We start from the raw sequence: 23447 nt of genomic DNA, 5'->3' as shown, positions 1-23447 counted from the left end.
TGTCTGCGCATCGGTGCTCCCGTCCACGCCGCGCCACGCGCTCGGCTCTCTCACTCTAGGCCGAGAAGCACCGCGGAGTACCGAACAGCACCGGGCAGGACCGACCCGTCCGCGCGAGTACGCTCGAAGCATGAGGCATCCCTCGATATCTCCGTATGCCCGAGCTCTGGGATCGCGGATGCCGTTGCTGGATCCCCCGACGCAGACGTACTTCCGGGGTGTCCCCGAGGGGCACGTGGGCATCGGCGAAGGCGTGTTCACGGGCGTCGGAACACGGCAGCGGTGGCTCGCACCGCTGCTGCGTCCGCTGCATCGCCGCGGCATCCTGGTCGCCGGATGGTACACGGACGTGCCCTTCCGGATCGAGAACCGCGTCGTGGCCGGTCGCGCGATCGCCGAGCGCACTCTGGCGCTGCCAGACGGCGCTTGGACGATGCGGGATGCCGTCGCTCTGAAGCCCCACGGACGGCTGGTCGACGAGCTCGGCGAGCCGGCACTGTTCGCGGCGAGCTTCGATGTCGGCACTGATCGTGGCGCGCTGCGTCTCACCAGCCACGCGATCGGCATGCGCATCGGCCGTCTTCGCCCGCGGATCTCCGGCCGGCTCGTGCCTCGCATCCGCCTGCGCGAAGGACTGGATGCGGACTCCGGCCGTCAGCGCGTGGAATTGACGATCGACGTTCCGCTGATCGGCCGCATCTACGAGTACACCGGCACCTTCGCATACCGGATCGAGGAGGAATCGTGAGCAACGGGCGCACCATCATCGGCGGCTCATCCGGGTTCATGGGGCGATATCTGGTCGAGAAGTACCGTGCCGCAGGACGCGAGGTCGTCACGATCTCACGATCCGGCGCGGATCTCTCGTGGACGGACCAGAACGGCATCGATGCCGCCGTCGACGGATCCGAGCTCGTGATCGGGCTCGCAGGCAAGAGCGTGAACTGCCGATACACCCCGGCCAATCGGGCCGAGATCTTCTCCTCTCGGCTGGAGACGACCAGCGCGCTGAGCCGGGCGATCGCCCGTGCGGACGATGCCCCCGCACTGTGGGTGAATTCGTCCACCGCGACGATCTATCGCCACGCCGAGGATCGTCCGATGACCGAATCGTCCGGTGAGATCGGCAGGGGGTTCTCCGTCGAGGTCGCGAAGGCCTGGGAGGGGGCGCTCTTCGCTGACGAGCTCGCGCGCACGCGACGGGTCGCGCTGCGCAGCGCGATCGTCCTCGGCCACGGCGGGGTGCTCGGTCCCTTGCGCTCACTCGCGCGCCGCGGCCTCGGCGGCTCGCAGCACGACGGCCGGTGGCCGGTGACGAGGCGTCGCCGTGACGCCGGCACGGCGCACTTCCCCGGGGCTCGGCGCGGACGGCAGCGGTTCAGCTGGGTGCACGTCGACGACGTCGCCGGCATCATCGACTTCCTCGAGGAGCACCCCGAGATCGATGGCCCCGTCAACGCGGCGTCGCCGAATCCGGTCGACAACGCGACGTTCATGGCGACGGTGCGCGAGCTGCTCGGGGTCCGGTTCGGCCCGCCCATGCCGCGCTGGATGCTGGAGCTCGGTGCCATCGGCATCCGCACCGAGACGGAGCTGATCCTCAAGAGCCGCTGGGTGCTGCCCGAGAAGCTCATCGCGGCGGGCTATGAGTTCCGTTATCCGACACTCGAACCGGCGCTGCGGGAGTCCTTCGATCTCGAGCGAGCCGCACGCTGAGCGCCGTCAGTCCTCGCCGCGCTCCTGCTTGCGCTTCTCGATCTCCTGTCGCAGCCGCCACTCCTCGATCTCTCGATCGAGGTCGGCGATCTGCTGCTCGGTGCTTCGCGTGTCCATAGGCCGCGGCGGTGCCGACACCGGACCGGAGGGCGGCCGGGGCGCACGCTCGCGTCGCGGCATCCTGGGCATCGAGACGCCCTCGGACGAGGGCTCACGACCGAGAGCGAACCAGAGGATGCTGCCGATCAACGGCAACAGGATCACGATGATGATCCAGACCATCTTCGGCAGGAAGCGCACTCGCGAATCGTCGCGCGTGATGATGTCGATCAGGGCGCCGATCATCAGAGCGACGGTCAGCAGCATGAAGATGAACGGCATGGCTACAGGGTAGACGACGGAAAACGATTCGGCTCAGGGCAGCAGGTGACCGGCCGCCCTGTACAGCTCGTACCATTCGACGCGCGAGAGCTGCACGTCCGAGCCGTGCGCGGCCGCCACGAGTCGCTCGGGCGTCGTCGTTCCCATGACGACCTGCATCTGCGCCGGATGCCGAGTGACCCACGCCACCGCGATGCCGATGGGTGTGCTGTCATGCGCCTCGGCGATGCGGTCGAGCGCCGCGTTGAGCTCCGGATGGTCGGGGCTGCCGATGAACGGCCCGAGGCCGGCACCCGCCTGCATGGGCGACCAGGCCTGCACCGTGATCGCGTGGGCGCGGCAGTACTCGAGGATGCCGCCGCCGTCCCTGGTGATGCTCTGCTGGGTGGCCTCGCGGTTGGCGGCGATGGGCCCGGCGATCATCGACGCGTGCGTGAGCGAGAGCTGCAGCTGGTTCGCGATGAACGGCTGCGTCACCGCGGTGCGCAGCAGATCGATCTGGCGCGGGGTGTGGTTGGAGACGCCGAACGCACGGACCTTGCCCGAGGCCTGGAGCTCGTCGAAGGCGCGGGCCACCTCGTCGGGTTCGACCAGGGCATCCGGGCGATGCAGCAGCAGGACGTCGATCCGGTCGGTGCGCAGCGCGGAGAGCGAACCATCCACCTGGCGCATGATGTGCTCGTACGAGAAGTCGTAGGCGCCATCAGCCGGGACGATGCCGCACTTCGTCTGCAGCGTGATCTCGTCGCGTTCGGCGGAGGAGAGCTGCAGCGCCTCGGCGAAGCGCTCCTCGCATCGATGCATCCGACCGCCGTAGATGTCGGCATGGTCGAAGAAATCGATCCCGGCATCGCGCGCCGCATCGTACAGCCCGCGGATCTCGGCATCGTCCTTGTCATGGATGCGCATCATTCCGGCGACGACGGCGGGAGCGGATGCGGTGGCGAACGGCACTGTCTTCATGAATGCCACGCTAGCGCGGACCTGCGACAGCAGACTGGTTGAATTGCCGTATGGCCTTCCTCATCGCCCCTGCTCCGCTCACTCTCACCGGCCGCCTGGTCGAACTGCGCCCCCTCGAGCGGACGCACCACGACGGGCTCGTCGAGGCCGTCGAGGAGGGCGAGCTGTGGAAGACGGCCTGGTACACGTCGGTGCCGTCGCCCGACGGTGTCGCCGCTGCGATCGACGAGCGGCTGTCGAAGGCCGAGCGCGGAGAGATGATCCCGTTCACCGCGTTCGATGCGACCGGGCGCATCATCGGCCTCACGTCGTTCTACGATCTCGTGGCCGACGTCCCCCGACTGCACATCGGCTACACCTGGAATCGTCCATCCGCACACGGGACCGGAACGAATGCGGAGTCGAAGTACCTGCTCATGCGGCACGCGTTCGAAGCGCTCGGTGTGTTCCGCGTCGGGCTCACGACCCAGTGGGTCAACTTCCAGTCGCGTACGGCGATCGAACGCCTCGGCGCCAAGCAGGACGGCGTGATGCGCGCGGTGATGCGCCATCGCAACGGCGCGCTGCGCGACAGCGTCGAGTACTCGGTCATCGAGCCCGAATGGCCCGCTGTGAAGGCGAACCTGGAGATGCGTCTCGCGAAGCGGGGCTGAGCGATCAGCTGGCGGCGGGGCCGCCATCCCAGTTGTTCGAGCGACGCGTCGCTCCCGAACGCCCCTGGCGCATCATGAACGCGAGAGCGATGCAGATCATCGCGAGGCCGCCGAGGAACGCCGCCGCCTGCCACTCGGGAAGGCCGAACGAGATGCCCATCAGCCAGAACCCTCCGAGGAAGAGGATCATGAAGAAGATGAAGCTGAGGATCATCGGGCGCTCCTGACGTCGGGAAATCTCGCTCCATCCAGGATACCCGGGACGCGACCGGCCGCCGCGTAGCGCACGCGATCGACGCACGAAACCCCCTCCGCGCGAAGGCGATCCGCGCCTATCGTGCCGGCATGGACGCACAACTCACCGCACTCGCGATCAACTGCACGCTCAAGCCCTCCCCCGCCGATTCGAGCTCGGAGGTCCTCGGTCGGCAGATCCTCAAGGCCCTCGCCGAGCACGGCATCATCGGGACGATGGTCCGCGCCGTCGATCACACGCTGCTTCCTGGAGTCGGGAAGGACATGGGGCAGGACGACGAATGGCCGGCCCTGCGCGCCAAGGTGCTCGGGGCCGACGTCCTCGTGTTCCTGACGCCGACCTGGCTCGGTCAGCATTCCAGCGTCGCCCAGCGGGTGCTCGAGCGGCTGGATGCGGAACTGAGCGAGACGGACGCCCGCGGGCGCCCGACTCTCTTCGACAAGGTGGCGATCGCCGGCATCGTCGGCAACGAGGACGGTGCGCACCACATCGCGGCGATCCTCTTCCAGTCCCTGGATGACGTGGGCTTCAGCATCCCGGCCCAGGGTTCGGTGTACTGGAACGGCGAGGCGATGCAGCAGACCGACTACAAGGATCTGCCGGCGACGCCCGAGAAGGTCGCGCAGGCCACCGCGACCGCCGCAGCCAACGCGGCGCATCTGGCTCGGCTGCTGCGCGGGCAGGGATATCCGATCGGGTGAGGCCGTCGGTCTGGTTCGTCCTGGCCTGAGCGCCCCGCACGCGAGTGACCGGTGGCCCATCCATCGGCAGGATGGATGGGCCACCGGCGCGCGGAAGTTCAGACCCGAAAGTGCTCCCGCCCCCGCGAGAGCGCCCGAACAACTCCGACCATCACGATACGCACGTTCGGCGATGGGGCTCAGGGGGTTGCCTCGCACGAGGCGCATGCGCTATCCGAGCTGGTCGAGAACGAGTTCGCCTCGGACGTTCAGGTTCTCCATCATGCGCTCCACGCGCGCCGGATCGATCGCGGGCATCGTCGGGCTGTCGAACGCGATGATCAGCGGGATGCTCGGATTCATCCAGATCGTGAGCCGCCCCGGTGCCTTGTCCTGGTCTTCGGGCAGCCACGTCATCATGAAGCTCTCCTGCCTGCGCAGTTTCGTTCCGATCACGATCTTCAGATGCGCCAGTGTTTCGTCGTCCACGCCGATCGCCGGGCGTGCGCTGTTGTACTCGAGGGTTCCCATGAAGAGCACACTACGCGCGCGGCGCTCGAATCATGTCTCCGCACCCGGATCCTGCGGCTGCTCCCACGGCAGCGTCACGACCGGGAGGATGTACATCCGCCCGGCGATCGCGGTCGGATGCTCGGACATGTACGCGGCGGCGTGCTCGATCGAGTCCGCCTCGATCAGGTCGTAACCGGCGAACCACTCCTTGAACTCCGGGAACGGGCCGTCCGTGATGAGCAGCGCGCCGTCGCGGATCGCGACGGATTTCGCCTGTTCGGGGCCGGCGACCGGGGCGCCCGGGCCGAGCATTCCGGCCTCTTTGCCCCGTTCGGCCCACTCGTCGAGCTTCTGGCGGTCGTCGGATTCGGGAAGGGCGGTTCCCTGCGAATCGGTCATGTGTATGACGAGGTACGTGCTGGTCATGCGGTCTCTCCTTCGTGCGTGGTGGTGCCATCGGTTGCGTGAGTCGCCGGGATCTGGTCCCGACGACGGATGAGGTGGGCGGCTTCGGCGCCGTTGACCGCCAGCTCGACCGCGCGGTCGTAAGCGCCGCGGGCGGCGTCGGGCCGACCCGTCAGGCGCAGCAGTTCCGCACGCGTCGCGTGGAAGGCATGATGGCCGGCCAGGTCATCGCCGAGCTGGTCGACGATCGCGAGCGCGACGTCCGGAGAGTCGTACTCGGAGATCGCGATGGCTCGGTTGAGGCGGACGATCGGACTCGGATCGATGCGCTCGAGTGCGCCGTAGAGAGCGACGATCCGCGCCCAATCGGTGTCCTGCGCGCGAGGGGCCGACGCATGGACGGCATTGATCGCCGCGAGGAGCTGATACCGCCCCAGAGCGTGGATATCCCGCCCGCAGGCTTCGAGGCGCTCGTCGAGGAGCGCGATGCCCTCGTTGATCAGCAGTCGATCCCACGCGGTGCGATCCTGCTCATCCAGTCGAACGAGCTCTCCCCCGGCGGACAGCCGAGCATCCGAGCGCGCCTGCGTGAGCAGCATCAGCACCAGCAGCCCGGTCGCCTCGGCATCCTCATCGGAGTCCTTCGGAAGAAGCGCTCGGACCAGCCGAGCCAGCCGGATCGCCTCCTCGGTGAGATCGCGACGGATCGGGTCGACATTCTCTCCGGATGCGAAGTACCCCTCGTTGAAGATCAGGTACAGCACCGCGAGCACGCCGGCGACACGAGGCTGCACGTCCTCCCGCTCGGGGACCGTGAAGGGCACCCCAGCAGTCTTGATCCTGGCCTTGGCCCTGCTGATCCGCTGCCCCATCGTCGCCTGCTGCACCAGGAACGCCCGTGCGATCTCCGAGACGGTGAGACCACCGACCATCCGCAGGGTCAACGCGATGCGGTCCTGGATAGAGAGGACGGGGTGGCAGCAGGCGAAGATCAGTCGCAGCCGATCGTCGTCGATGTATCCCGTGGGCTCGGCGGGCGAGTCGCCCTGCAACATGAACGCTTCCCTCTGCTTGTCGTCTCGTCTGGCCTCGCGGCGCAGTCGATCGATCGCCTTGCGGTGCGCGGTGGTGGTGATCCAGGCGCCCGGATTCGGGGGCACTCCGTCGACGGGCCAGCGCTCGACGGCGGTGGCGAACGCCTCAGCGGCCGTCTCCTCCGCGATGTCCAGGTCGCCGTAGCGCCGGACGAGCCCGGCCACGATCAAGGTCCATTCCTCGCGATGCGTGCGGGAGATCGCGTGGTCGACGTCGACCATCCCGCTCCTGCCGGTCATCAGTCGCCACTCGCGGGGATGACGTACATGCGACCGATGCGTGCTGTCGAATGGTCGGCGAGCAATCGCGTCGCCTCTTCCATGTCGGCGGCCTCGATCCATTCGACGCCGAGGAACCACTCGGTGAACTCCGGGAACGGGCCGTCGGTGACCACGACCTCACCACCGTGCGCCGTGATGCGTCGCGCCTGGTCCGGTCCTGAGACCGTCTGACCGTTGGGCTCCCAGCCGTCGGGGCCGTCGCGGAAATCCAGCCAGCGCTGCAGCCGGGCACCGTCGAGGTCCGGATCCCACTCGGCACCCGCCGGATCTGTCATGTGGATGACCAGGAACTTCTGTCGCGCGGTCATGGCGCTCCTCTCGATCGCACGTGCGGCGATCCTCATCATCACCACGAACACGTTCACGTCGATTCGACAGGAGAGGGAAAAGAAGTCGCAACTTTTTCTGGACGCCCGTGTCGAAAGGTGCGGATGTCGTTCGTGGTGATGACGAGGGCGGCCGATGCCGCCCTTCCCCGACGAGAGGATCCGCCATGCGGAACGACATCATGAGCTCCGCCGAAGCCCGCGAGTTCAGCGACCGCATCCGGGAGATGCGATGGGAGCGGCTGGACGCGCGAGCGGCGCGACAACAGGCCATCGCCGCGCGCGGTGTCGCGTTCGTTCGCTCGATCCCGGCGTGGTTCATGCTGCGCCGTCCGTCCAGCAGTCACACCTGACACGACGAAGGGCCTGCGAATCGCTTCGCAGGCCCTTCGTCGTTCGTGCTCGGACTCAGAAGTCCCAGTCGTCGTCTTCCGTCGCCTCGGCCTTGCCGATGACGTACGACGAACCGGACCCCGAGAAGAAGTCGTGGTTCTCGTCCGCGTTCGGCGAGAGCGCCGACAGGATCGCCGGGTTCACGTTGGTGACGCTGGAGGGGAACATCGCTTCGTAGCCGAGGTTCATCAGCGCCTTGTTGGCGTTGTAGTGCAGGAACTTCTTGACGTCCTCGGTCAGGCCGACGCCGTCGTAGAGGTCCTGCGTGTACTGCACCTCGTTGTCGTAGAGCTCGTACAGCAGCGAGAAGGTGTAGTCCTTCAGCTCGTCCCGCTTGGCCTGATCGACCGTCTCCAGACCGCGCTGGAACTTGTAGCCGATGTAGTAGCCGTGCACGGCCTCGTCGCGGATGATCAGACGGATCAGATCAGCCGTGTTGGTGAGCTTGGCCCGGCTGGACCAGTGCATGGGCAGGTAGAAGCCGGAGTAGAACAGGAAGCTCTCGAGCAGGGTCGAGGCGACCTTGCGCTTGAGCGGGTCGTCGCCGCGGTAGTAGTCCGTGACGATCTGAGCCTTCTTCTGAAGGTTCGGGTTCTCCACCGACCAGCGGAACGCCTCGTCGATCTCCTTCGTCGAGCACAGGGTCGAGAAGATCGACGAGTAGCTCTTCGCATGCACCGACTCCATGAACGCGATGTTCGTGTAGACGGCCTCCTCGTGCGGAGTGATCGCATCCGGGATCAGCGAGACGGCACCGACCGTGGCCTGCACGGTGTCGAGCAGGGTGAGTCCGGTGAAGACGCGCATGGTGAGCAGCTGCTCGTCGGGGGTGAGGGTGTTCCACGACTGGATGTCGTTGGACAGCGGGATCTTCTCGGGCAACCAGAAGTTGTTGACGAGGCGATTCCACACCTCCACATCCTTGTCGTCCTGGATGCGGTTCCAGTTGATCGCCTGGACGCTGTCGACCAGCTTGAGCGGTTCGTGAGGGGTCATTCTTCGTCGTCTCTCGGGTTCCTGGTCGGGCTCAGAGCATGCACGAGACGCACTCGGTCATGTCGGTGCCCTCGAGCGCCAGCTGACGCAGACGGATGTAGTAGATCGTCTTGATGCCCTTGCGCCATGCGTAGATCTGGGCCCGGTTGATGTCGCGCGTGGTGGCGGTGTCCTTGAAGAACAGCGTCAACGACAGACCCTGGTCGACGTGCTGGGTGGCGGCGGCGTAGGTGTCGATGACCTTCTCGTAGCCGATCTCGTACGCGTCCTGGTAGTACTCCAGGTTGTCGTTCGTCATGAACGCCGCCGGGTAGTACACGCGGCCGAGCTTGCCTTCCTTGCGGATCTCGACCTTCGACGCGATCGGGTGGATCGACGACGTCGAGTTGTTGATGTACGAGATCGAGCCGGTCGGCGGCACCGCCTGCAGGTTCTGGTTGTAGATGCCGTGCTTCTGGATGGACTCCTTCAGCTCGACCCAGTCGGCCTGCGTCGGGATGAAGTGGCCGGCGAACATCTCCTTGACCTTGTCGGTCGCGGGTACCCAGGCCTGATCGATGTACTTGTCGAAGAACTCGCCGGACGCGTACGTGGAGTCCTCGAATCCGTCGAAGGCCTGGCTGCGCTCGATCGCGAGCTTGTTCGACGCGCGCAGCGCGTGGAACAGCACGGTGTAGAAGTAGATGTTCGTGAAATCGACACCCTCTTCGGATCCGTAGAACACGTGCTCGCGGGCGAGGTAGCCGTGCAGGTTCATCTGGCCGAGGCCGATCGCGTGCGAACGGTCGTTGCCGTCCTCGATCGAGCGGACCGAGGCGATGTGGCTCTGGTTGCTCACCGCGGTGAGGCCGCGGATCGCGGTCTCGACGGTGGCGGCCAGATTGCCGCCGTCCATCGCCAGGGCGATGTTCATCGAACCGAGGTTGCAGGAGATGTCCTTGCCGATCTCCTTGTACGAGAGGTCCTCGTTGTAGGTGGTCGGCGTGTTCACCTGCAAGATCTCGCTGCAGAGGTTGGACATGTTGATGCGGCCCTTGATCGGGTTGGCCTTGTTCACCGTGTCCTCGAACATGATGTACGGGTAGCCCGACTCGAACTGGATCTCGGCGATCGTCTGGAAGAACTCGCGCGCGTTGATCTTCGTCTTCTTGATGCGGGGGTCGTCGACCATCTCGCGGTACTTCTCGGTGACCGAGACATCACCGAACGGCACTCCGTAGACCTTCTCGACGTCGTACGGCGAGAACAGGTACATGTCCTCGTCGTTCTTGGCGAGCTCGAAGGTGATGTCCGGCACCACGACACCGAGCGACAGCGTCTTGATGCGGATCTTCTCGTCGGCGTTCTCGCGCTTGGTGTCGAGGAAGCGCATGATGTCCGGGTGGTGCGCGTTGAGGTACACCGCACCGGCGCCCTGGCGGGCACCGAGCTGGTTGGCGTAGCTGAAGCTGTCTTCGAGGAGCTTCATCACGGGGATGATGCCCGAGGACTGGTTCTCGATCTGCTTGATCGGCGCACCCGCCTCACGGATGTTCGACAGCAGCAGTGCGACGCCGCCGCCGCGCTTGCTCAGCTGCAGCGCGGAGTTGATGCCACGGGCGATCGACTCCATGTTGTCCTCGATGCGCAGCAGGAAGCAGCTGACGAGCTCGCCGCGCTGCGCCTTGCCCGCGTTGAGGAACGTCGGGGTCGCCGGCTGGAAGCGGCCGGAGATGATCTCCTCCACGAGGTCGATGGCGACCTGCTCGTCGCCGTCAGCCAGGGCGAGAGCGGTCATCACGACGCGATCCTCGAAGCGCTCGAGGTAGCGCTTGCCGTCGAATGTCTTCAGCGTGTAGCTGGTGTAGTACTTGAACGCGCCGAGGAAGGTCTCGAAGCGGAACTTCTTCGAGTAGGCGAGATCGTTGAGGCGCTGGACGAAGTCGAACGAGTACTTCTCGATGACGGCGCCCTCGTAGTACTCCTTCTCCACCAGGTAGTCCAGCCGCTCCTTGAGGGAGTGGAAGAACACCGTGTTCTGGTTCACGTGCTGCAGGAAGTACTCCCGCGCGGCGCGCTTGTCGGCGTCGAACTGGATCTTGCCGTTCGCGTCGTAGAGGTTCAGCATCGCGTTGAGCGCGTGGTAGTCGAGACCCTCGTATGCGGGGTTCGCCTTGAATGCCACTGTCTCGGTCACTGAAGAGTCCACCGTCGTTCCAATCCGTCGGTCACCAGATCGACATCGTCTTGTGTGCCGAAGATTTCCAGCCGATACAAGTGAGGCACGTGGCACTTGCGGCTGATGATGTCGCCGGCGACGCAGAAGGCGTCGCCGAAATTCGTGTTCCCTGCGGAGATGACCCCGCGGATGTGGCGCCGGTTGCGCTCGTCGTTGAGGAACCGGATCACCTGCTTGGGTACGGCGCCCTTCTCCTCTCCGCGTCCCTGCCCGCCCCCGTACGTCGGGGTGACGAGCACGAAGGGCTCATCCACGACGAGATCCTCCTCGGTGCGGTGCAGAGGTATGCGGCGAGAGCGGAGGCCCAGCTTCTCGACGAAGCGCGCCGTGTTCCCTGAGACGCTGGAGAAGTAGACCAGGAGCGGCGCTGCTGTCGCGACGGCGCTCATGACTTCTTCTCCTTACGCCAGGCGAGCGGCGAGCTCGTCGATCTTGTCGGGACGGAAGCCCGACCAGTGGCCCTCGTCGGTCACGACGACCGGAGCCTGCATGTAGCCGAGCGCCTTGACCTGTTCGAGCGCCGCGGCGTCCTCGGAGAGGTCATGGATCTCGTACTCGATGCCCTTGGCATCCAGCGCCCGGTAGGTGGCATTGCACTGTACGCACGAAGGCTTGGTGTAGACCGTGATCGACATATCGCTTCCCCTCAAATCCTGGTTTTCCGGCAGGGCCCCCGCCGGGACTTCAATACTACATATAGGGACGGACATTCGGACCGACCACAAGGGATAGTAGTTACATCCGTGTAGTTTTCCACCGCTCTCCACTGATACAACACAGGTTGTCCACCGTTTCATCCACAGCCGGCGACCTTTCTCGAAGGCCCTCGAACCGCATCAAATCGCGCCTCGCGGTCAAGTGCCGAGAATCTATCCACAGCCGGCACGTTACGCCGGGGGTCGGACATCCGATTTCCTGTGGAGAGAGGTCCCCGGCGTGTCGCGGGACCACGCGTGATGACCGTCGGGAGACGCCCCGGTACCGTTGTCTGGTGGCGGGATATCGGGACCTTCTTCGCACGCCTGGCGTCGGGCGCATGATCGCGGCGCAGCTGACGGCGCGCTTCCCCAACGGCATGGCGTCGCTCGCGATCCTCTTGCACGTCGAGCAGCAGACCGGCTCCTACGGCGCCGCAGGGCTCGTACTCGCCGCGACCTCGGTCGGCCAGGCGGTCGCCGGCCCTGTCACCAGCCGCTGGATGGGCGCGTGGGGCATGCGACGCGTGCTCACCCTGACAGCAGCGGTGTGCATCGGCGCCATGCTCTGCCTCGCGGCGCTGCCGCTGAACCTGCCCGGTTACATGTTCTTCGGGCTGCTCGCGGGTCTGTCCACCCCGCCGTGCGCACGATCTACCCGAAGCTCGTCAACTCCTCGCAGCTGACGCCGTTGTTCTCCCTGGATGCCTCGCTGCAGGAGATCATCTGGATCCTCGCGCCGGTGGTCATCACGCTCGTGTCCACGCAGATCGGAACGACCCAGGGACTTCTGCTCGTCGCGGCATTCCTCGTCGTCGGCTGCGGCTGGTTCATCCTCTCCCCCGAGGTCGGACGGGTCCGCATCCCTCGTAGCCGCCGTGCGTTCGGCCGCGTCGTGCTGAAGCCGCCGGTGCTGCTGGCGACCGTGATCGGGTTCCTCCTGATCGGCGCCTGTTCGGCCGTCGAGGTCGGCGTCGTGGCGACGTTCGAGCACGGCAGCCTGGAAGCGGGACTCGTGCTGGCGGTCTTCGCGGTCGGCAGTCTCGTGGGCGGCCTGTCGATGGGCCACATACCGATCGGCCAGTGGGCCATGGCGCGCCGACTGGTGATCGTGGCGGTGGGCCTCGCGCTCACGATGGTGTCGCTGAACATCTTCTGGCTCGGCGGGACGCTCCTGCTCGCCGGCATCGGCATCGCGCCGGCACTGGCTGTGCTGTTCGCCATCACCACCGCCAGCGTGAAGTTCAGTGAGACGGCCGAGGCGTTCGGCTGGGCGGGCACGGGGCAGCTGATCGGCGCCGCCGCGGGCTCGGCCATCGCCGGATTCCTCGTCGACAGCACAGGAGGCCCGCAGGGCGCGTACCTGGCCGCGACGCTGTTCGCTATCGTCGGTGTGGTCGTCGCGATCGTCTTCGTCCGGTCCTTCCCCGACCTGCGTCACCGCGATCCGAGCCCCTTCCCCGATACCGAACCTGTGGCGGTCACCCCTTCATGAGCACTGCATCCCCCGAGATCGTCTGCGTCGGCGAGACGATGATCCTCATCACCCCGACGGACGCCGCGCTCGCCTGGGCATCCGAAGCATCCGTCGGACTCGCCGGAGCCGAGTCGAACGTGACGGCGGGGATCGCCGCCGCAGGACACCGCGTGGCCTGGGCGTCGCGGGTCGGAGACGATCCGCTCGGCACCCGCATCACGGAGGAGCTGGCCCGCCGCGGCATCGAACTGTGGGTCGAGCGCGATGCGGAGGCCCCGACGGGCGTCATGTTCAAGGACCCGGGGGTCGACGGCTCGACCGTGCATTACTACCGGCGCGGCTCGGCGGCGTCCCGCATGGCGCCGGGCTTCCTGCCGGCCGAGCGGCTGGCAGGGGTGCGCATCGTGCACACCACGGGCATCACGCCGGCGCTGTCGGCCTCGTGCCGCGAGATGATCGATCGGCTCTTCGACGACGCTCGTGCCGCCGGAGCCCTGGTGTCTTTCGATGTCAACGACCGGCGTGCGCTCTGGTCTCTCGAGGACGCAGCGGCGACCCTCGCGCGGCTCGCGGATGCCACGGACATCGCCTTCGTCGGACGCGACGAGGCCGAGCGCATCTGGGGCACGGCCACGGCCGACGACATCAGGACCTTCCTGCCGAACTGCGCCCTGCTCGTCGTGAAGGACGGCGATGTCGGGGCGACCGCATACGCGGGCGATGACGAGCCGGTGTTCGTCCCCGCTCCCGTGGTCGACGTCGTGGAGCCCGTCGGAGCAGGCGATGCCTTCGCCTCCGGCTTCCTGGCCGCAACGCTCGATGGTCTGCCCCTGGCGGAGCGGCTGTCGGCCGGTCACGCGGCCGCCGCACGCGTGCTGACCATCGCGGCGGACATGCCGCCGCACCCCTGAGACGCGAGCGAACCGGTCAGTAGGCTGAGGGGCGTGGCTGCTGTGACTCTCCCCCGGCTCTCCTGGGGCGCCCCCGATTCCGCCAGGACCGCCCTGCTCGTGCACGGCCTCGGCTCGTCCGGCGCTCTCATGTGGCGGGTCGGCGACGCCCTCGCGAACGCGGGCTGGCATGCCGTCGCCGTCGATCTGCGGGGTCACGGCGATGCGCCTCGGACCCTCGACTACACGGTGGGCGCGTACGCGGAGGATCTCGCGCTCACCCGCCCCGATGGCCGTGCGTCGTGGGATGCCGTGATCGGCCACTCTCTCGGCGGCGCCGCGAGCACGGTGGCCGCGGCATCCGATCCGTCCTGGACGAAGCGCCTGGTCCTGATCGACCCGGCGATCCTGGTCGACGGACGCGACGCGACGATCGTCCGACGCAGCCAGGAGCGCGCCTTCGCCGACAACCGCATCGAGGTGGTCCGTGAGGAGCATCCGCACTGGCACGAACAGGATCTCGAGCTCAAGATCGACGCGGTGACGCGCGCGAGCGGGTGGGCCATCGAGGAGACCAGCGCGCAGAACCAGCCCTGGGATGTCCGCGTCGATGCGTCGCGGCTGACGATCCCGACCCACGTCATCGGCGCAGACCCCGCGGTCTACAGCCTCTTCACCGGTGCGGTCGCCGACGGCGTGCTCTCGGCGAACCCGCTCATCTCGATGTCGATCGTCGACGGCGCAGGGCACTCGCCGCACCGCGATAAGCCGGAGGACACGATGCAGCAGATCCTGGAGGCCCTCTCGTGAGCTTCGACCCCGCCGTACACCTCCCCGACGACCTCCTCGAGCGCATCCGCGAGCGGGCGCCGATCCACGACCGGGAGAACACATTCCCGCAACAGGACCTGGATGAGCTGCGCGACGCGGGGTACCTCAGCATCCTGGTTCCGTCCGAGCGGGGCGGGGCCGGCCTCGGGCTGGAGCAGGCCGCCGTGCTGCAGCAGCGTCTCGCGTCGGCCGCACCGGCGACCGCGCTGGCCATCAACATGCACCTGGTGTGGACCGGCGTCGCGAAGGTCTTCAGCGACCGCGGCGTACCAGGACTCGAGTTCGTGCAGAACGGCGCCGTCGCCGGCGAGGTGTTCGCCTTCGGCATCAGCGAGGGCGGCAACGATCTCGTCCTGTTCGGCAGCGACACGGATGCCGCGCCCCAGCCGGACGGCGGCTACGCCTTCACCGGCACCAAGATCTTCACCTCGCTCGCTCCGGTGTGGACGAAGCTGGGTCTGCACGGCCTCGACACCACCTCGCCGGACGCACCCCGGCTCGTGTTCGCCTTCGTCGATCGCACGGATGCCGTGACGACCAGCGACGACTGGGACACGCTGGGCATGCGCGGGACGCAGAGCAGGACGACCCGGCTGAACGGGGCGGTCGCGACGCCCGAGCACATCGTGCGGCGCATCGCGCCTGGACCGAACCCTGACGCGATCGTGTTCGGGATCTTCAGCGTGTTCGAGATCCTGCTCGCCTCGGTGTACACCGGGATCGCGCGACGCGCTCTGGATCTCGCCGTCGAGACCGTGCAGAAGCGTCGATCGAAGAAGACCGGGACGACGTACAGCCAGGATCCGGACATCCGCTGGCGCATCGCCGACATGGGCCTCGCATACGACGCGCTGCCGCCGCAGATCGCGGCCCTCGCGCGCGACGTCGATGACCTCGTCGATCACGGCGGATGCTGGTTCACGCTGCTGTCCGGCGTCAAGCACCGAGCGGTGTCGATGGCGAAGAGCGTCGTCGACGACGCCATCCTGACGGCCGGGGGCGGGGCGTACTTCTCCTCGAACGAGCTGTCGCGCCTGTACCGCGACGTGCTGGCCGGTGTTTTCCACCCGTCGGATCCCGAGTCGGCGCATTCCACCGCGGCGAGCGCGTGGCTGGGTCCGCTGGAGAGCTGAGACGACCTACTTGCGGTCGAAGTCGAACGCCTTGAGCAGCTCGGCGACGGCCTGATCGCGCTCGTCTCCGCCGTGCTCGAACATGTGCGTGACATGCGTGCGCAGGTGGTTCTCGAGCAGCAGCCGGTTCAGGGATTCCAGCGACTTCTGGATGGCGCGGGACTGCGTGATGATGTCCATGCAGTACTCCTCGTTCTCGATCATCCGCGCGACGCCGCGCAGCTGCCCCTCGAGGATGCTGGTGCGATGCAGGGCGCGCTTCTTGATGTCTTCGATCACCCTTCCGAGGGTACTCGCGTACAGGTGGGTGCTCGCGTGCGAGGATGACGACATGGCGCGCACACCGATGGCTCTGCTCTCCCCAGCCGATCAGGAGCGCGCCAGAGCCCTTCGGCGGATGAAGGCCGTCGCGCTCGGCGCACTGATCGCGATGGCGATCGCGTTCGTGATCGCGTTCTGGCTGCAGGAGCGCCACACCTGGTTGCAGTACGTGCGCGCAGCCGCCGAGGGCGGCATGGTCGGCGCCCTCGCCGACTGGTTCGCGGTCACTGCGCTGTTCCGCAGGCCCCTGGGGCTGCCGATCCCGCACACGGCGATCATCCCGAACCGCAAGGACGAGATCGGCCGCACCCTCGGCGAGTTCGTCGAGACGAACTTCCTCGCAGCCGACGTCGTCCGCGAGAAGCTCTCGCGGACCCGCATCGCGGAACGAGCCGGCGAGTGGCTGCGCGTTCCGGCGCATGCGGACCGGGTGGCCGCCGAGGGGGCCACGGTCGCGACCGCGGTGCTCAATGCGCTCAGCGACGACGACGTCCGCGACCTCATCGGAGACCTCGCCCGCGAGCACCTGATCGACCCGGACTGGGGCACGCCCGCGGGGGTCTGGCTCCAGCGCATCGTCGAGACCGACGCGCACTTCGGCGCCGTCGATCTCGCGGTGGACAGCATCGCGACCTGGCTCGACGCGAACGCGGAGGCCTTCACCGGACTCGTCTCCCGCCGGCTCCCGTCGTGGGTGCCCAAGCTCGCGCACCGTTTCGTCGACGACACCGTGTATCGCGAGGCGGTGACGTTCGTCGGTGCCGTGCAGTCCGACCCCCGGCATCCGGCTCGCATCGCGATCGACGGATATCTCGGCCGCCTCGCGGACGGGCTGCAGCACGACCCGACGACGAGGGCGAAGCTCGAGAACGCGAAGTCGGCGTTGTTCGACAGTCCGCGCGTCGCTGCTCTGGCCGCCGACGCGTGGCACACCGCCAAGTCAGGGCTGCTGGCGTCGCTGGCAGACCCCGCGAGCGGTCTGCGTCAGCGAGCCGCGCAGGCGGTCCGCGAGATCGGCGAGCGGCTGACGACCGAGGAATCGCTGCAGCGCCGCGTCGATGCGTGGATCACGGACGCGGCGGTGTTCCTCGTCGACCGCTATCGCCACGACATCGCCTCGATCATCACCGACACCGTCGAGCGCTGGGACCCTGCGGAGACGACGGAGAAGATCGAGCTCATGGTCGGTCGGGACCTGCAGTACATCCGACTGAACGGCACGATCGTCGGTGCGCTCGCAGGACTCGCCATCTTCACCATCGCCCACAACCTGATCCCCGGAGTCTGACATGGCACTCTCCCACGATCCGCTCTGGCCCCGCGCCGGCTCCTGGCCCGCACCGGACGGTGCAGCGGATGCCGCGATCATCGGCATCCCTGCGTGGCGCACGTCCCTCTCACCGACCGGCGCCCACGCGACGCCGGCTGCGATCCGCGAGGCGCTGCGACGCTACAGCACCACCGTGATCGGTCCGACGGTGGTGGATCTGAACGAGGCGCTGCGGATCACGGATGCCGGAGACGTCGCGGACGCGGACACCGATGTCGAGGGGGTCGTCGCACGTGTGCGCGCCCTTCGACCGGCGTTCCCGATCGCGCTCGGCGGAGACAACTCCGTCACCTACCCGGTCGCGCGCGGCGCCGGTGCGAGCGGACTCATCACGTTCGATGCGCACTTCGATCTGCGCGACGGCGTCTCCAACGGCTCCCCCGTACGCCGCCTCATCCAGGACGCCCCCGACGGCGAGCGCATCGACGGGTCGCGCATCGTGCAGATCGGCATCGCCGACTTCGCGAACTCGGCCGCGTACGTCCAGCGGGCCGCCGACTGGGGCATCCGCGTGATCACCCTGGACGAGCTCCGCCGGCGCGGCATCGCCGACGTGGTCGCCGAGGCCGTGGATGTGGCGGGGGCGGATGCCGCAGCGCGCATCCATCTCGACATCGACGTCGACGTGTGCGACCGATCGGTCGCCCCGGGGTGCCCGGCGAGCGTGCCCGGCGGACTCGCCGCGTGGGAGCTGCGCGCGCTCACGCGCGCCGTCGCATCCGATCCGCGCGTCGTCAGCGCCGACATCGCCGAAGTGGACGCCACCGCCGACACCGCGGACGGGCGGACCGTCCGCCTGGCCGCGCTGTGCGTGCTCGAGCTGCTGGCCGGTCTCGCATCGCGCTGACGTCCGAGTCGGCGTCCGAGGGTACGCCTCCGTTCTCACGCGCGCCAGCCCTTCGACGCGCACGCCTGGCTGCGGCATCCTGAGTCCCCCTGGAGGCGAAGGAGACTCTCATGAACGCCGTACCCGGTTCCGCGACGATGACGGCCACCTGCGACACGTGCGGGAACGTCTACGACAAGGTGTTCACGGTCGCCCGCGGCGACCGCGTCGGAACATTCGACAGCTTCGAGTGCGCGATCCAGGCGATGGCGCCCACCTGTGCGCACTGCGGATGCCGCATCATCGGTCACGGCGTCGAAGCGGACGCGCAGATCTTCTGCTGCGCGCACTGCGCCCGCCTGCAGGGCGAAGCGCAACTGGTCGACCGTGTCTGAGCGGAGCTCCGAGATGACCGATCACGCCGGCTCGTCGCGGCATCGTACGCGCCGGCGCCACACGGAGGATGAGACGCTGGTGCGCAATCAACCGGCGCTGCGGACCTCGGACGGCACCGTCTGGGTGGTCGTGGCCGGCATGTTCGCGATCGCGTGCGCCGTGCCGCTGATCATGATTCTGGCCGACCCCGCCGGGGCTGCCGGCGTCGCGTGGGCGACGCTGGTCTCGATCGTGCTGCTGTACGGCGGTCTGCTCGCCGCGCGCGTGCTGATCGGCGATCGCACGCGTCGCCTGAGGGTGCTGGCCGTGCTGATGCTCGCCATGGCCGCGATCGCGCTGGCCGGCCTCTTCACCTGCGTGATGATCGCGTGGGCGGCGGTGCCGACCGCCTAGTCCTCCGCCTCGCTCACGCCGGCGCGTCGTCCGCGTGCCTGGCGAGCGACCGCGCGTAGCGCTCGGTGAGCTGGACCATGACGTCCGGGGTGTCCCTGTCCACGCCGAACACGTACCCGGGGAAGTCCAGCTCCTGCTGGGCGGCCGCGATCTCCTCGTGCCGGTCGGGCGGCAGGACCACGAGTGGGTCGCCGACGGCCACCCACCCGATCGGCACCACGGAATCCTCCGGCAGTGTGGTGCGCAGATGCACGACGGCGTTGATGCGGACCTCGGCTCGATCGCCGATGTGCGCGCCGTTGAACACCCTGGTGCCGGTCGCGAGGAACACCTCATCGCCGATCGTCGCCCCCGAGACCGACGCGCCGGGTCCGATCAGCACATGATCGCCGATGTGGACCGGGTTGGCCGAACTCGCACGGACGATGGCGTTCTCCATGACGATCACGTTCTCGCCGAGCGTGATCGATCCGCCCTCTGCCGTGATCACGGCGCCGTGCAGCACCTGGCAGTCCGGTCCGATCGTCACGTCGCCGGAGATGACGGCGGTGGGCGCGATGACGGCGGTGTCGTCGATGCGGGGGCGAGCCCCGAGGTGCTCGTACAGCATGCCGTCAGCGTACTCCGGCATCCGCCCTGCGCGACGGACCGCGCCGAATCGGATGCGACCGGCCGGGCTCAGGATGCCGCGGGCACCGCCTCGGGGAACAGCGCCGTGAACAGCTGACCGACCCACTCCAGCAGCCCGGCGTCCGTCGGCGCTTCGCCGCCCGGTCGCGGAAGAGGCACGACGAGCGCCTCTCCCCCGCCGACGAGCTTCGCGTTCGGATACAGCCGCTGCAGTCGCACCTTCATCGAGTCCTCCAGGCGTGCGGGTGCGACGCGCAGGTTCGAGCCCATCGCGACGACGTCGGCCAGACCGGCCTTGGCGGCCCTCCGACGCAGGCGCGCGATGGCGAACAGCCCCTCGACCTCGTCCGGCGGCGTGCCGTATCGGTCCGCGAGCTCCTCGCGCACGAGATCGATCGCGTCGTCCTTGGCCGTCGCGGCCGCTGCCGCCGAGAGCTTCTGATAGGCCTCCAGGCGCAGACGCTCGCTGTCGATGTACGTCTCGGGGATGCGGGCGTCCACCGGCAGCTCCATGCGCAGCTCGCCGCCGGTCTCGGTCTCCTCACCGCGGAAGGTCGCCACGGCCTCGCCGATCATCCGCAGATAGAGATCGAACCCGACCCCCGCGATGTGACCTGCCTGCTCGGCGCCCAGCAGGTTGCCGGCACCGCGAAGCTCGAGGTCCTTGAGGGCGACCTGCATACCCGAGCCGAGATCGTTGTTGATCGCGATGGTCTGCAGCCGGTCGGCCGCCGTCTCAGAGAGCTCCTTGCCGTCGTCGTAGAGGAAGTAGGCGTATGCGCGCTCGCGCCCTCTGCCGACGCGACCGCGCAGCTGGTGCAGCTGACTGAGACCGTACTTGTCCGCGCGGTCGATGATGATCGTGTTGGCGTTGGAGATGTCCAGACCGGTCTCGACGATCGTCGTGCACACGAGGACGTCGTACTTGCGCTCCCAGAAGTCGTCGACGACCTGCTCCAGCTGATGCTCGCCCATCTTGCCGTGCGCGACGGCGATGCGCGCCTCCGGCACGAGTTCGGCGAGTTCGCTCGCGATCCGCTGGATCGACTGCACGCGGTTGTGCACGAAGAAGATCTGCCCTTCGCGCAGGATCTCTCGCCGGATCGCCGCGGCGATCTGCTTGTCGCTGCGGGCCCCGACGAACGACAGGATCGGATGCCGGTCCTCGGGAGGCGTCTGCAGGGTCGACATCTCCCGGATGCCGGTGACCGCCATCTCGAGCGTCCGCGGGATCGGCGTCGCGCTCATCGCGAGGATGTCGACGTTCGTCTTCATCTTCTTCAGCGCATCCTTGTGCTCGACGCCGAAGCGCTGCTCCTCGTCGATGATCATGAGGCCGAGGTCCTTGAACATGACCTGATCGGTGAGGATGCGGTGCGTGCCGATGACCATGTCGACGGAGCCGTCGATCAGACCCTGCAGCGTCAGTCGTGCCTCTTTGTCGGTCTGGAAGCGCGACAGCGGACGCACCTTCACCGGGAATCCGGCGAAGCGCTCGGTGAACGTCTCGAGATGCTGCTTCACGAGCAGCGTCGTCGGCACCAGCATCGCGACCTGCTTGCCGTCCTGGATCGCCTTGAACGCGGCGCGCACGGCGACCTCGGTCTTGCCGAACCCGACATCGCCCGAGAGCAGGCGGTCCATCGGGATCGGCCGCTCCATGTCGGCCTTGATCTCGTCGATCGTCTGGAGCTGGTCCGGCGTCTCCGCGAACGGGAAAGCCTCCTCCAGCTCGCGCTGCCACGGGGTGTCCGGTCCGAACGCGTGCCCCTTCGCCGACATCCGGGCCGAGTACAGCTTCACCAGTTCGACCGCGATGTCGCGGACGGCCCTGCGCGCCTTGCCCTTCGCCGCGGACCAATCGCTGCCGCCCATCTTGGACAGCACAGGGGCCTCGCCGCCGACGTACTTCGACAGCAGATCCAACTGGTCGGTGGGCACGTACAGCTTGTCGCCCGGGTAGCCGCGCTTGGACGGCGCGTACTCGAGCACCAGATAGTCGCGCGTCGTCTTGGTCGCGTTGCGCCCACCGGTCGACACCTCGCGCTGGGTCATCTCGACGAAGCGCGCGATGCCGTGCGTGGCGTGCACGACGTGATCGCCCTGCTTGAGCTGAAGGGGATCGACGACGTTCTTGCGTCGCGAGGCGAGCTTCTTCACGACCCGCTGATCGCCGCCGATCGTGCGGCCGTAGAACTCGTTGTCGGTGAGGACGGCGAGCTTCGCCTCCGGCACCTGGAATCCGCTCTCGACGGATCCGGTGACGAGCGTCGCCACACCCGCCTCCGGCGCTGCCTCCAGGCTGTCCACGATGCGCGCGGCGACACCGCGATCGCTGAGCACATCGCGCGCGCGCTCGACGAGTCCCGAACCGGACGCGATGACGACGACGCGCCAGCCGTCGGTGACGCGGGCCTCGACGAACGCGATCGCTCCGTCGACGTTCCCGTGGAAGGACGGAATGATCGACGCGTCGATGTTCTCGGCATCCGTATCGTCCGTCGCGAAAGGGCTGAGCCGCCAGAAGACGCCTTCCCGCTCCGTGACGACCTCGCGCAGCTGCGCGACAGTGAGGAAGTCGCCGGCCCCGAGGTCGATCGGTGCCGAGGCGCCGGAGGTCGCAGCGCTCCATGCGGCATCCAGGAACTCGCGATTCGTGTCGCCGAGGCTCTGCGCGCGGGTCGTCGAGCGCTCGGGGTCGACGAGCGCCGTCGCCGAGCCCTCCGGCAGATACTCCACCAGAGACTGGAGGGGTCCGGCGACGGCCGGGAGCAGAGACTCCATGCCCTCGACCGGGATGCCCTCGGCCATCTTCTCCAGCATCCCGGCGATCGCCGGGAACGCGCCGACCAGGGCGCGAGCGCGCTCGCGCACATCGGCCGTCAGCAGCAGCTCGCGGCTGGCCGGCAGCTCGACCCGGTCGACATCGCCGGGCAGGGAGCGCTGATCGGCGACCGAGAACGCACGGATCTGATCGACCTCGTCGCCGAAGAACTCCACGCGGTAGGGATGCTCGGACGCGGCGGGGAAGACATCCAAGATGCCGCCTCGGACGGCGAACTCCCCTCGGCGCGACACCATGTCGACCCTGGTGTACGCGCGCTCGACGAGCTGCTCGACGGCCTGCTCGAGCTCGATGCCCCGTCCGCCGAGGACGAGTTCGAGCGGCGCGGCCTCACCGAGGTTGCCGGCGATGGGCTGCAGGGCCGCGCGCACGGACGCGACGACGACGAGCGGACGTTCGCCCGTCCATGCGGTGATGCGCCGCAGGGTCTCCAGGCGCCGGCCCACCGTATCCGGACTCGGACTGAGCCGCTCGTGAGGCAGGGTCTCCCACGCGGGGAAGCTGAGGATCTCGGCATCCGGCAGGTACGCCTCCAGAGCCTGCGCGAGCGACTCGGCGCGGCGTCCGGTGGGCGCGATCGCCAGCAGCGAGGCCGGATGTCCCCCCTGCGCGCGCTTGCGCAGCAGCCCGGCGAGCGCAGGCGCATCGAGGCCGTCGACCAGGCCGAGGTCGGCGTCGGTCTGCGCCCAGGTCAAGGCGTCACGATACAGAGACGCCTCTTCCAAGGCGCGCAGAATCCCCGGAACAGTCACCGGACCAGCTTATGCCGCACCTCCGACACGCGCGCGGTCCGACGTCGACCAC

26 protein-coding genes and 1 pseudogene are annotated in these 23447 nt (G+C 67.7%); 13 read left to right on the top strand and 14 right to left on the bottom strand.

Translation table 11 applies throughout. From position 1 onward, the window contains the following. Nucleotides 1–130: 130 nt before the first annotated feature. On the top strand, nucleotides 131–748 hold the full coding sequence (locus ACFCYE_RS12845) for a DUF4166 domain-containing protein (RefSeq protein ID WP_376179265.1): 618 nt from the start codon (nucleotides 131–133) through the stop codon (nucleotides 746–748). Continuing rightward, nucleotides 745–1716, top strand: a complete 972-nt coding sequence (locus tag ACFCYE_RS12840) for an epimerase (RefSeq protein WP_376179263.1) — start codon at nucleotides 745–747, stop codon at nucleotides 1714–1716. The genes ACFCYE_RS12845 and ACFCYE_RS12840 overlap by 4 nt, the downstream gene beginning before the upstream one ends. A 6-nt stretch (nucleotides 1717–1722) precedes the next feature. Here the strand turns inward: ACFCYE_RS12840 and ACFCYE_RS12835 are convergent, their stop codons facing one another. Together ACFCYE_RS12835 and ACFCYE_RS12830 are read right to left on the bottom strand one after the other, a co-directional pair. Beyond that, nucleotides 1723–2097: a PLDc N-terminal domain-containing protein gene (locus ACFCYE_RS12835; protein ID WP_376179261.1), complete on the bottom strand. Its 375-nt coding sequence runs from the start codon at nucleotides 2095–2097 to the stop codon at nucleotides 1723–1725. A 33-nt stretch (nucleotides 2098–2130) separates the two neighbouring features. Then, on the bottom strand, nucleotides 2131–3060 hold the full coding sequence (locus tag ACFCYE_RS12830) for an aldo/keto reductase family oxidoreductase (protein ID WP_376179260.1): 930 nt from the start codon (nucleotides 3058–3060) through the stop codon (nucleotides 2131–2133). Between the two features lie 50 nt (nucleotides 3061–3110). On the opposite strand from ACFCYE_RS12830, the gene ACFCYE_RS12825 reads away from it, so the two are divergent. Beyond that, nucleotides 3111–3713: a GNAT family N-acetyltransferase gene (locus ACFCYE_RS12825; RefSeq protein WP_376179258.1), complete on the top strand. Its 603-nt coding sequence runs from the start codon at nucleotides 3111–3113 to the stop codon at nucleotides 3711–3713. 4 nt (nucleotides 3714–3717) lie between these two features. Here ACFCYE_RS12825 and ACFCYE_RS12820 read toward each other — a convergent pair whose 3' ends face one another. Further along, complete coding sequence (locus ACFCYE_RS12820) at nucleotides 3718–3927, bottom strand: hypothetical protein (protein ID WP_376179257.1); 210 nt, start codon at nucleotides 3925–3927, stop codon at nucleotides 3718–3720. Nucleotides 3928–4058: 131 nt separating this feature from the next. Here ACFCYE_RS12820 and ACFCYE_RS12815 point away from each other — a divergent pair, with 131 nt between their 5' ends. Beyond that, nucleotides 4059–4670 carry a flavodoxin family protein gene (locus tag ACFCYE_RS12815; protein WP_376179256.1) on the top strand — a complete coding sequence of 204 codons (612 nt, stop codon included), beginning with the start codon at nucleotides 4059–4061 and terminating at the stop codon, nucleotides 4668–4670. Between the two features lie 210 nt (nucleotides 4671–4880). Here ACFCYE_RS12815 and ACFCYE_RS12810 read toward each other — a convergent pair whose 3' ends face one another. The 4 genes from ACFCYE_RS12810 to ACFCYE_RS12795 are packed head-to-tail and all read right to left on the bottom strand — an operon-like array spanning nucleotide 4881 to nucleotide 7251. Continuing rightward, a complete protein-coding gene (locus ACFCYE_RS12810) occupies nucleotides 4881–5180 on the bottom strand; it encodes a hypothetical protein (RefSeq protein ID WP_376179254.1) in 300 nt (99 codons plus the stop codon). Nucleotides 5181–5210: 30 nt separating this feature from the next. After that, nucleotides 5211–5588: a YciI family protein gene (locus tag ACFCYE_RS12805; protein ID WP_376179252.1), complete on the bottom strand. Its 378-nt coding sequence runs from the start codon at nucleotides 5586–5588 to the stop codon at nucleotides 5211–5213. After that, on the bottom strand, nucleotides 5585–6901 hold the full coding sequence (locus tag ACFCYE_RS12800; protein ID WP_376179251.1) for an RNA polymerase sigma factor: 1317 nt from the start codon (nucleotides 6899–6901) through the stop codon (nucleotides 5585–5587). Before ACFCYE_RS12800 ends, ACFCYE_RS12805 begins: the two co-directional genes overlap by 4 nt. Beyond that, nucleotides 6901–7251 (bottom strand): YciI family protein, encoded by a 351-nt coding sequence (locus tag ACFCYE_RS12795; protein ID WP_376179249.1) that lies wholly within the window; start codon nucleotides 7249–7251, stop codon nucleotides 6901–6903. The genes ACFCYE_RS12800 and ACFCYE_RS12795 overlap by 1 nt, the downstream gene beginning before the upstream one ends. Before the next feature lie 185 nt (nucleotides 7252–7436). Here ACFCYE_RS12795 and ACFCYE_RS12790 point away from each other — a divergent pair, with 185 nt between their 5' ends. Next, nucleotides 7437–7622 carry a hypothetical protein gene (locus tag ACFCYE_RS12790; protein ID WP_376179247.1) on the top strand — a complete coding sequence of 62 codons (186 nt, stop codon included), beginning with the start codon at nucleotides 7437–7439 and terminating at the stop codon, nucleotides 7620–7622. 55 nt (nucleotides 7623–7677) lie between these two features. On the opposite strand, the gene nrdF is transcribed toward ACFCYE_RS12790, so the two are convergent. Genes nrdF through nrdH form a run of 4 tightly spaced genes read right to left on the bottom strand, consistent with a single transcriptional unit; the run spans nucleotide 7678 to nucleotide 11511 of the window. Next, the gene (gene nrdF, locus ACFCYE_RS12785; protein WP_376179246.1) at nucleotides 7678–8658 is read right to left on the bottom strand and encodes a class 1b ribonucleoside-diphosphate reductase subunit beta; all 981 of its coding nucleotides are present in this window, start codon (nucleotides 8656–8658) and stop codon (nucleotides 7678–7680) included. 31 nt (nucleotides 8659–8689) lie between these two features. Beyond that, the gene (nrdE, locus tag ACFCYE_RS12780) at nucleotides 8690–10834 is read right to left on the bottom strand and encodes a class 1b ribonucleoside-diphosphate reductase subunit alpha (protein WP_376179245.1); all 2145 of its coding nucleotides are present in this window, start codon (nucleotides 10832–10834) and stop codon (nucleotides 8690–8692) included. Further along, nucleotides 10831–11265: a class Ib ribonucleoside-diphosphate reductase assembly flavoprotein NrdI gene (gene nrdI / locus ACFCYE_RS12775; protein ID WP_376179244.1), complete on the bottom strand. Its 435-nt coding sequence runs from the start codon at nucleotides 11263–11265 to the stop codon at nucleotides 10831–10833. The genes nrdE and nrdI overlap by 4 nt, the downstream gene beginning before the upstream one ends. A 12-nt stretch (nucleotides 11266–11277) precedes the next feature. Continuing rightward, the gene (gene nrdH, locus ACFCYE_RS12770) at nucleotides 11278–11511 is read right to left on the bottom strand and encodes a glutaredoxin-like protein NrdH (RefSeq protein WP_120228032.1); all 234 of its coding nucleotides are present in this window, start codon (nucleotides 11509–11511) and stop codon (nucleotides 11278–11280) included. Nucleotides 11512–11912: 401 nt separating this feature from the next. Between nrdH and ACFCYE_RS12765 the strand changes: the two are divergent. The 4 genes and pseudogenes from ACFCYE_RS12765 to ACFCYE_RS12750 all read left to right on the top strand — a co-directional run bounded on the left by ACFCYE_RS12765 (nucleotide 11913) and on the right by ACFCYE_RS12750 (nucleotide 15902). After that, nucleotides 11913–13066 (top strand): annotated as a pseudogene (locus tag ACFCYE_RS12765) (MFS transporter). Next, nucleotides 13063–13959 (top strand): sugar kinase, encoded by an 897-nt coding sequence (locus tag ACFCYE_RS12760; protein ID WP_376179242.1) that lies wholly within the window; start codon nucleotides 13063–13065, stop codon nucleotides 13957–13959. The pseudogene ACFCYE_RS12765 and the gene ACFCYE_RS12760 overlap by 4 nt, the downstream one beginning before the upstream one ends. 33 nt (nucleotides 13960–13992) lie before the next feature. Then, entirely contained in the window at nucleotides 13993–14748 is a 756-nt protein-coding gene (locus tag ACFCYE_RS12755; RefSeq protein WP_376179240.1) for an alpha/beta fold hydrolase, read from the top strand. Further along, nucleotides 14745–15902: an acyl-CoA dehydrogenase family protein gene (locus ACFCYE_RS12750; RefSeq protein ID WP_376179238.1), complete on the top strand. Its 1158-nt coding sequence runs from the start codon at nucleotides 14745–14747 to the stop codon at nucleotides 15900–15902. Before ACFCYE_RS12755 ends, ACFCYE_RS12750 begins: the two co-directional genes overlap by 4 nt. A gap of 6 nt (nucleotides 15903–15908) precedes the next feature. Here the strand turns inward: ACFCYE_RS12750 and ACFCYE_RS12745 are convergent, their stop codons facing one another. Then, nucleotides 15909–16181 (bottom strand): metal-sensitive transcriptional regulator, encoded by a 273-nt coding sequence (locus ACFCYE_RS12745; RefSeq protein WP_376179237.1) that lies wholly within the window; start codon nucleotides 16179–16181, stop codon nucleotides 15909–15911. 52 nt (nucleotides 16182–16233) lie between these two features. Here ACFCYE_RS12745 and ACFCYE_RS12740 point away from each other — a divergent pair, with 52 nt between their 5' ends. The 4 genes from ACFCYE_RS12740 (at nucleotide 16234) to ACFCYE_RS12725 (ending at nucleotide 19168) form a co-directional block, all read left to right on the top strand. Then, the gene (locus tag ACFCYE_RS12740; protein WP_376179236.1) at nucleotides 16234–17511 is read left to right on the top strand and encodes a DUF445 domain-containing protein; all 1278 of its coding nucleotides are present in this window, start codon (nucleotides 16234–16236) and stop codon (nucleotides 17509–17511) included. A 1-nt stretch (nucleotide 17512) separates the two neighbouring features. Next, nucleotides 17513–18400 (top strand): arginase family protein, encoded by an 888-nt coding sequence (locus tag ACFCYE_RS12735; RefSeq protein WP_376179234.1) that lies wholly within the window; start codon nucleotides 17513–17515, stop codon nucleotides 18398–18400. A 110-nt stretch (nucleotides 18401–18510) separates the two neighbouring features. Further along, the gene (locus ACFCYE_RS12730; protein WP_376179233.1) at nucleotides 18511–18774 is read left to right on the top strand and encodes a hypothetical protein; all 264 of its coding nucleotides are present in this window, start codon (nucleotides 18511–18513) and stop codon (nucleotides 18772–18774) included. 13 nt (nucleotides 18775–18787) lie between these two features. Next, entirely contained in the window at nucleotides 18788–19168 is a 381-nt protein-coding gene (locus ACFCYE_RS12725; RefSeq protein WP_376179232.1) for a hypothetical protein, read from the top strand. Nucleotides 19169–19181: 13 nt separating this feature from the next. Here the strand turns inward: ACFCYE_RS12725 and ACFCYE_RS12720 are convergent, their stop codons facing one another. Together ACFCYE_RS12720 and mfd are read right to left on the bottom strand one after the other, a co-directional pair. After that, nucleotides 19182–19778: a gamma carbonic anhydrase family protein gene (locus ACFCYE_RS12720; protein WP_376179574.1), complete on the bottom strand. Its 597-nt coding sequence runs from the start codon at nucleotides 19776–19778 to the stop codon at nucleotides 19182–19184. Between the two features lie 68 nt (nucleotides 19779–19846). Next, complete coding sequence (mfd, locus tag ACFCYE_RS12715; protein ID WP_376179231.1) at nucleotides 19847–23395, bottom strand: transcription-repair coupling factor; 3549 nt, start codon at nucleotides 23393–23395, stop codon at nucleotides 19847–19849. Nucleotides 23396–23447 lie beyond the last annotated feature (52 nt).

It is taken from the genome of Microbacterium sp. NPDC056234, assembly GCF_042267585.1.
In the GTDB taxonomy this organism is placed as follows: Bacteria; Actinomycetota; Actinomycetes; order Actinomycetales; family Microbacteriaceae; genus Microbacterium.
The sequence above is the reverse complement of the archived record's forward strand: the minus strand, read 5'-3'. Positions and strand labels throughout refer to the sequence as shown.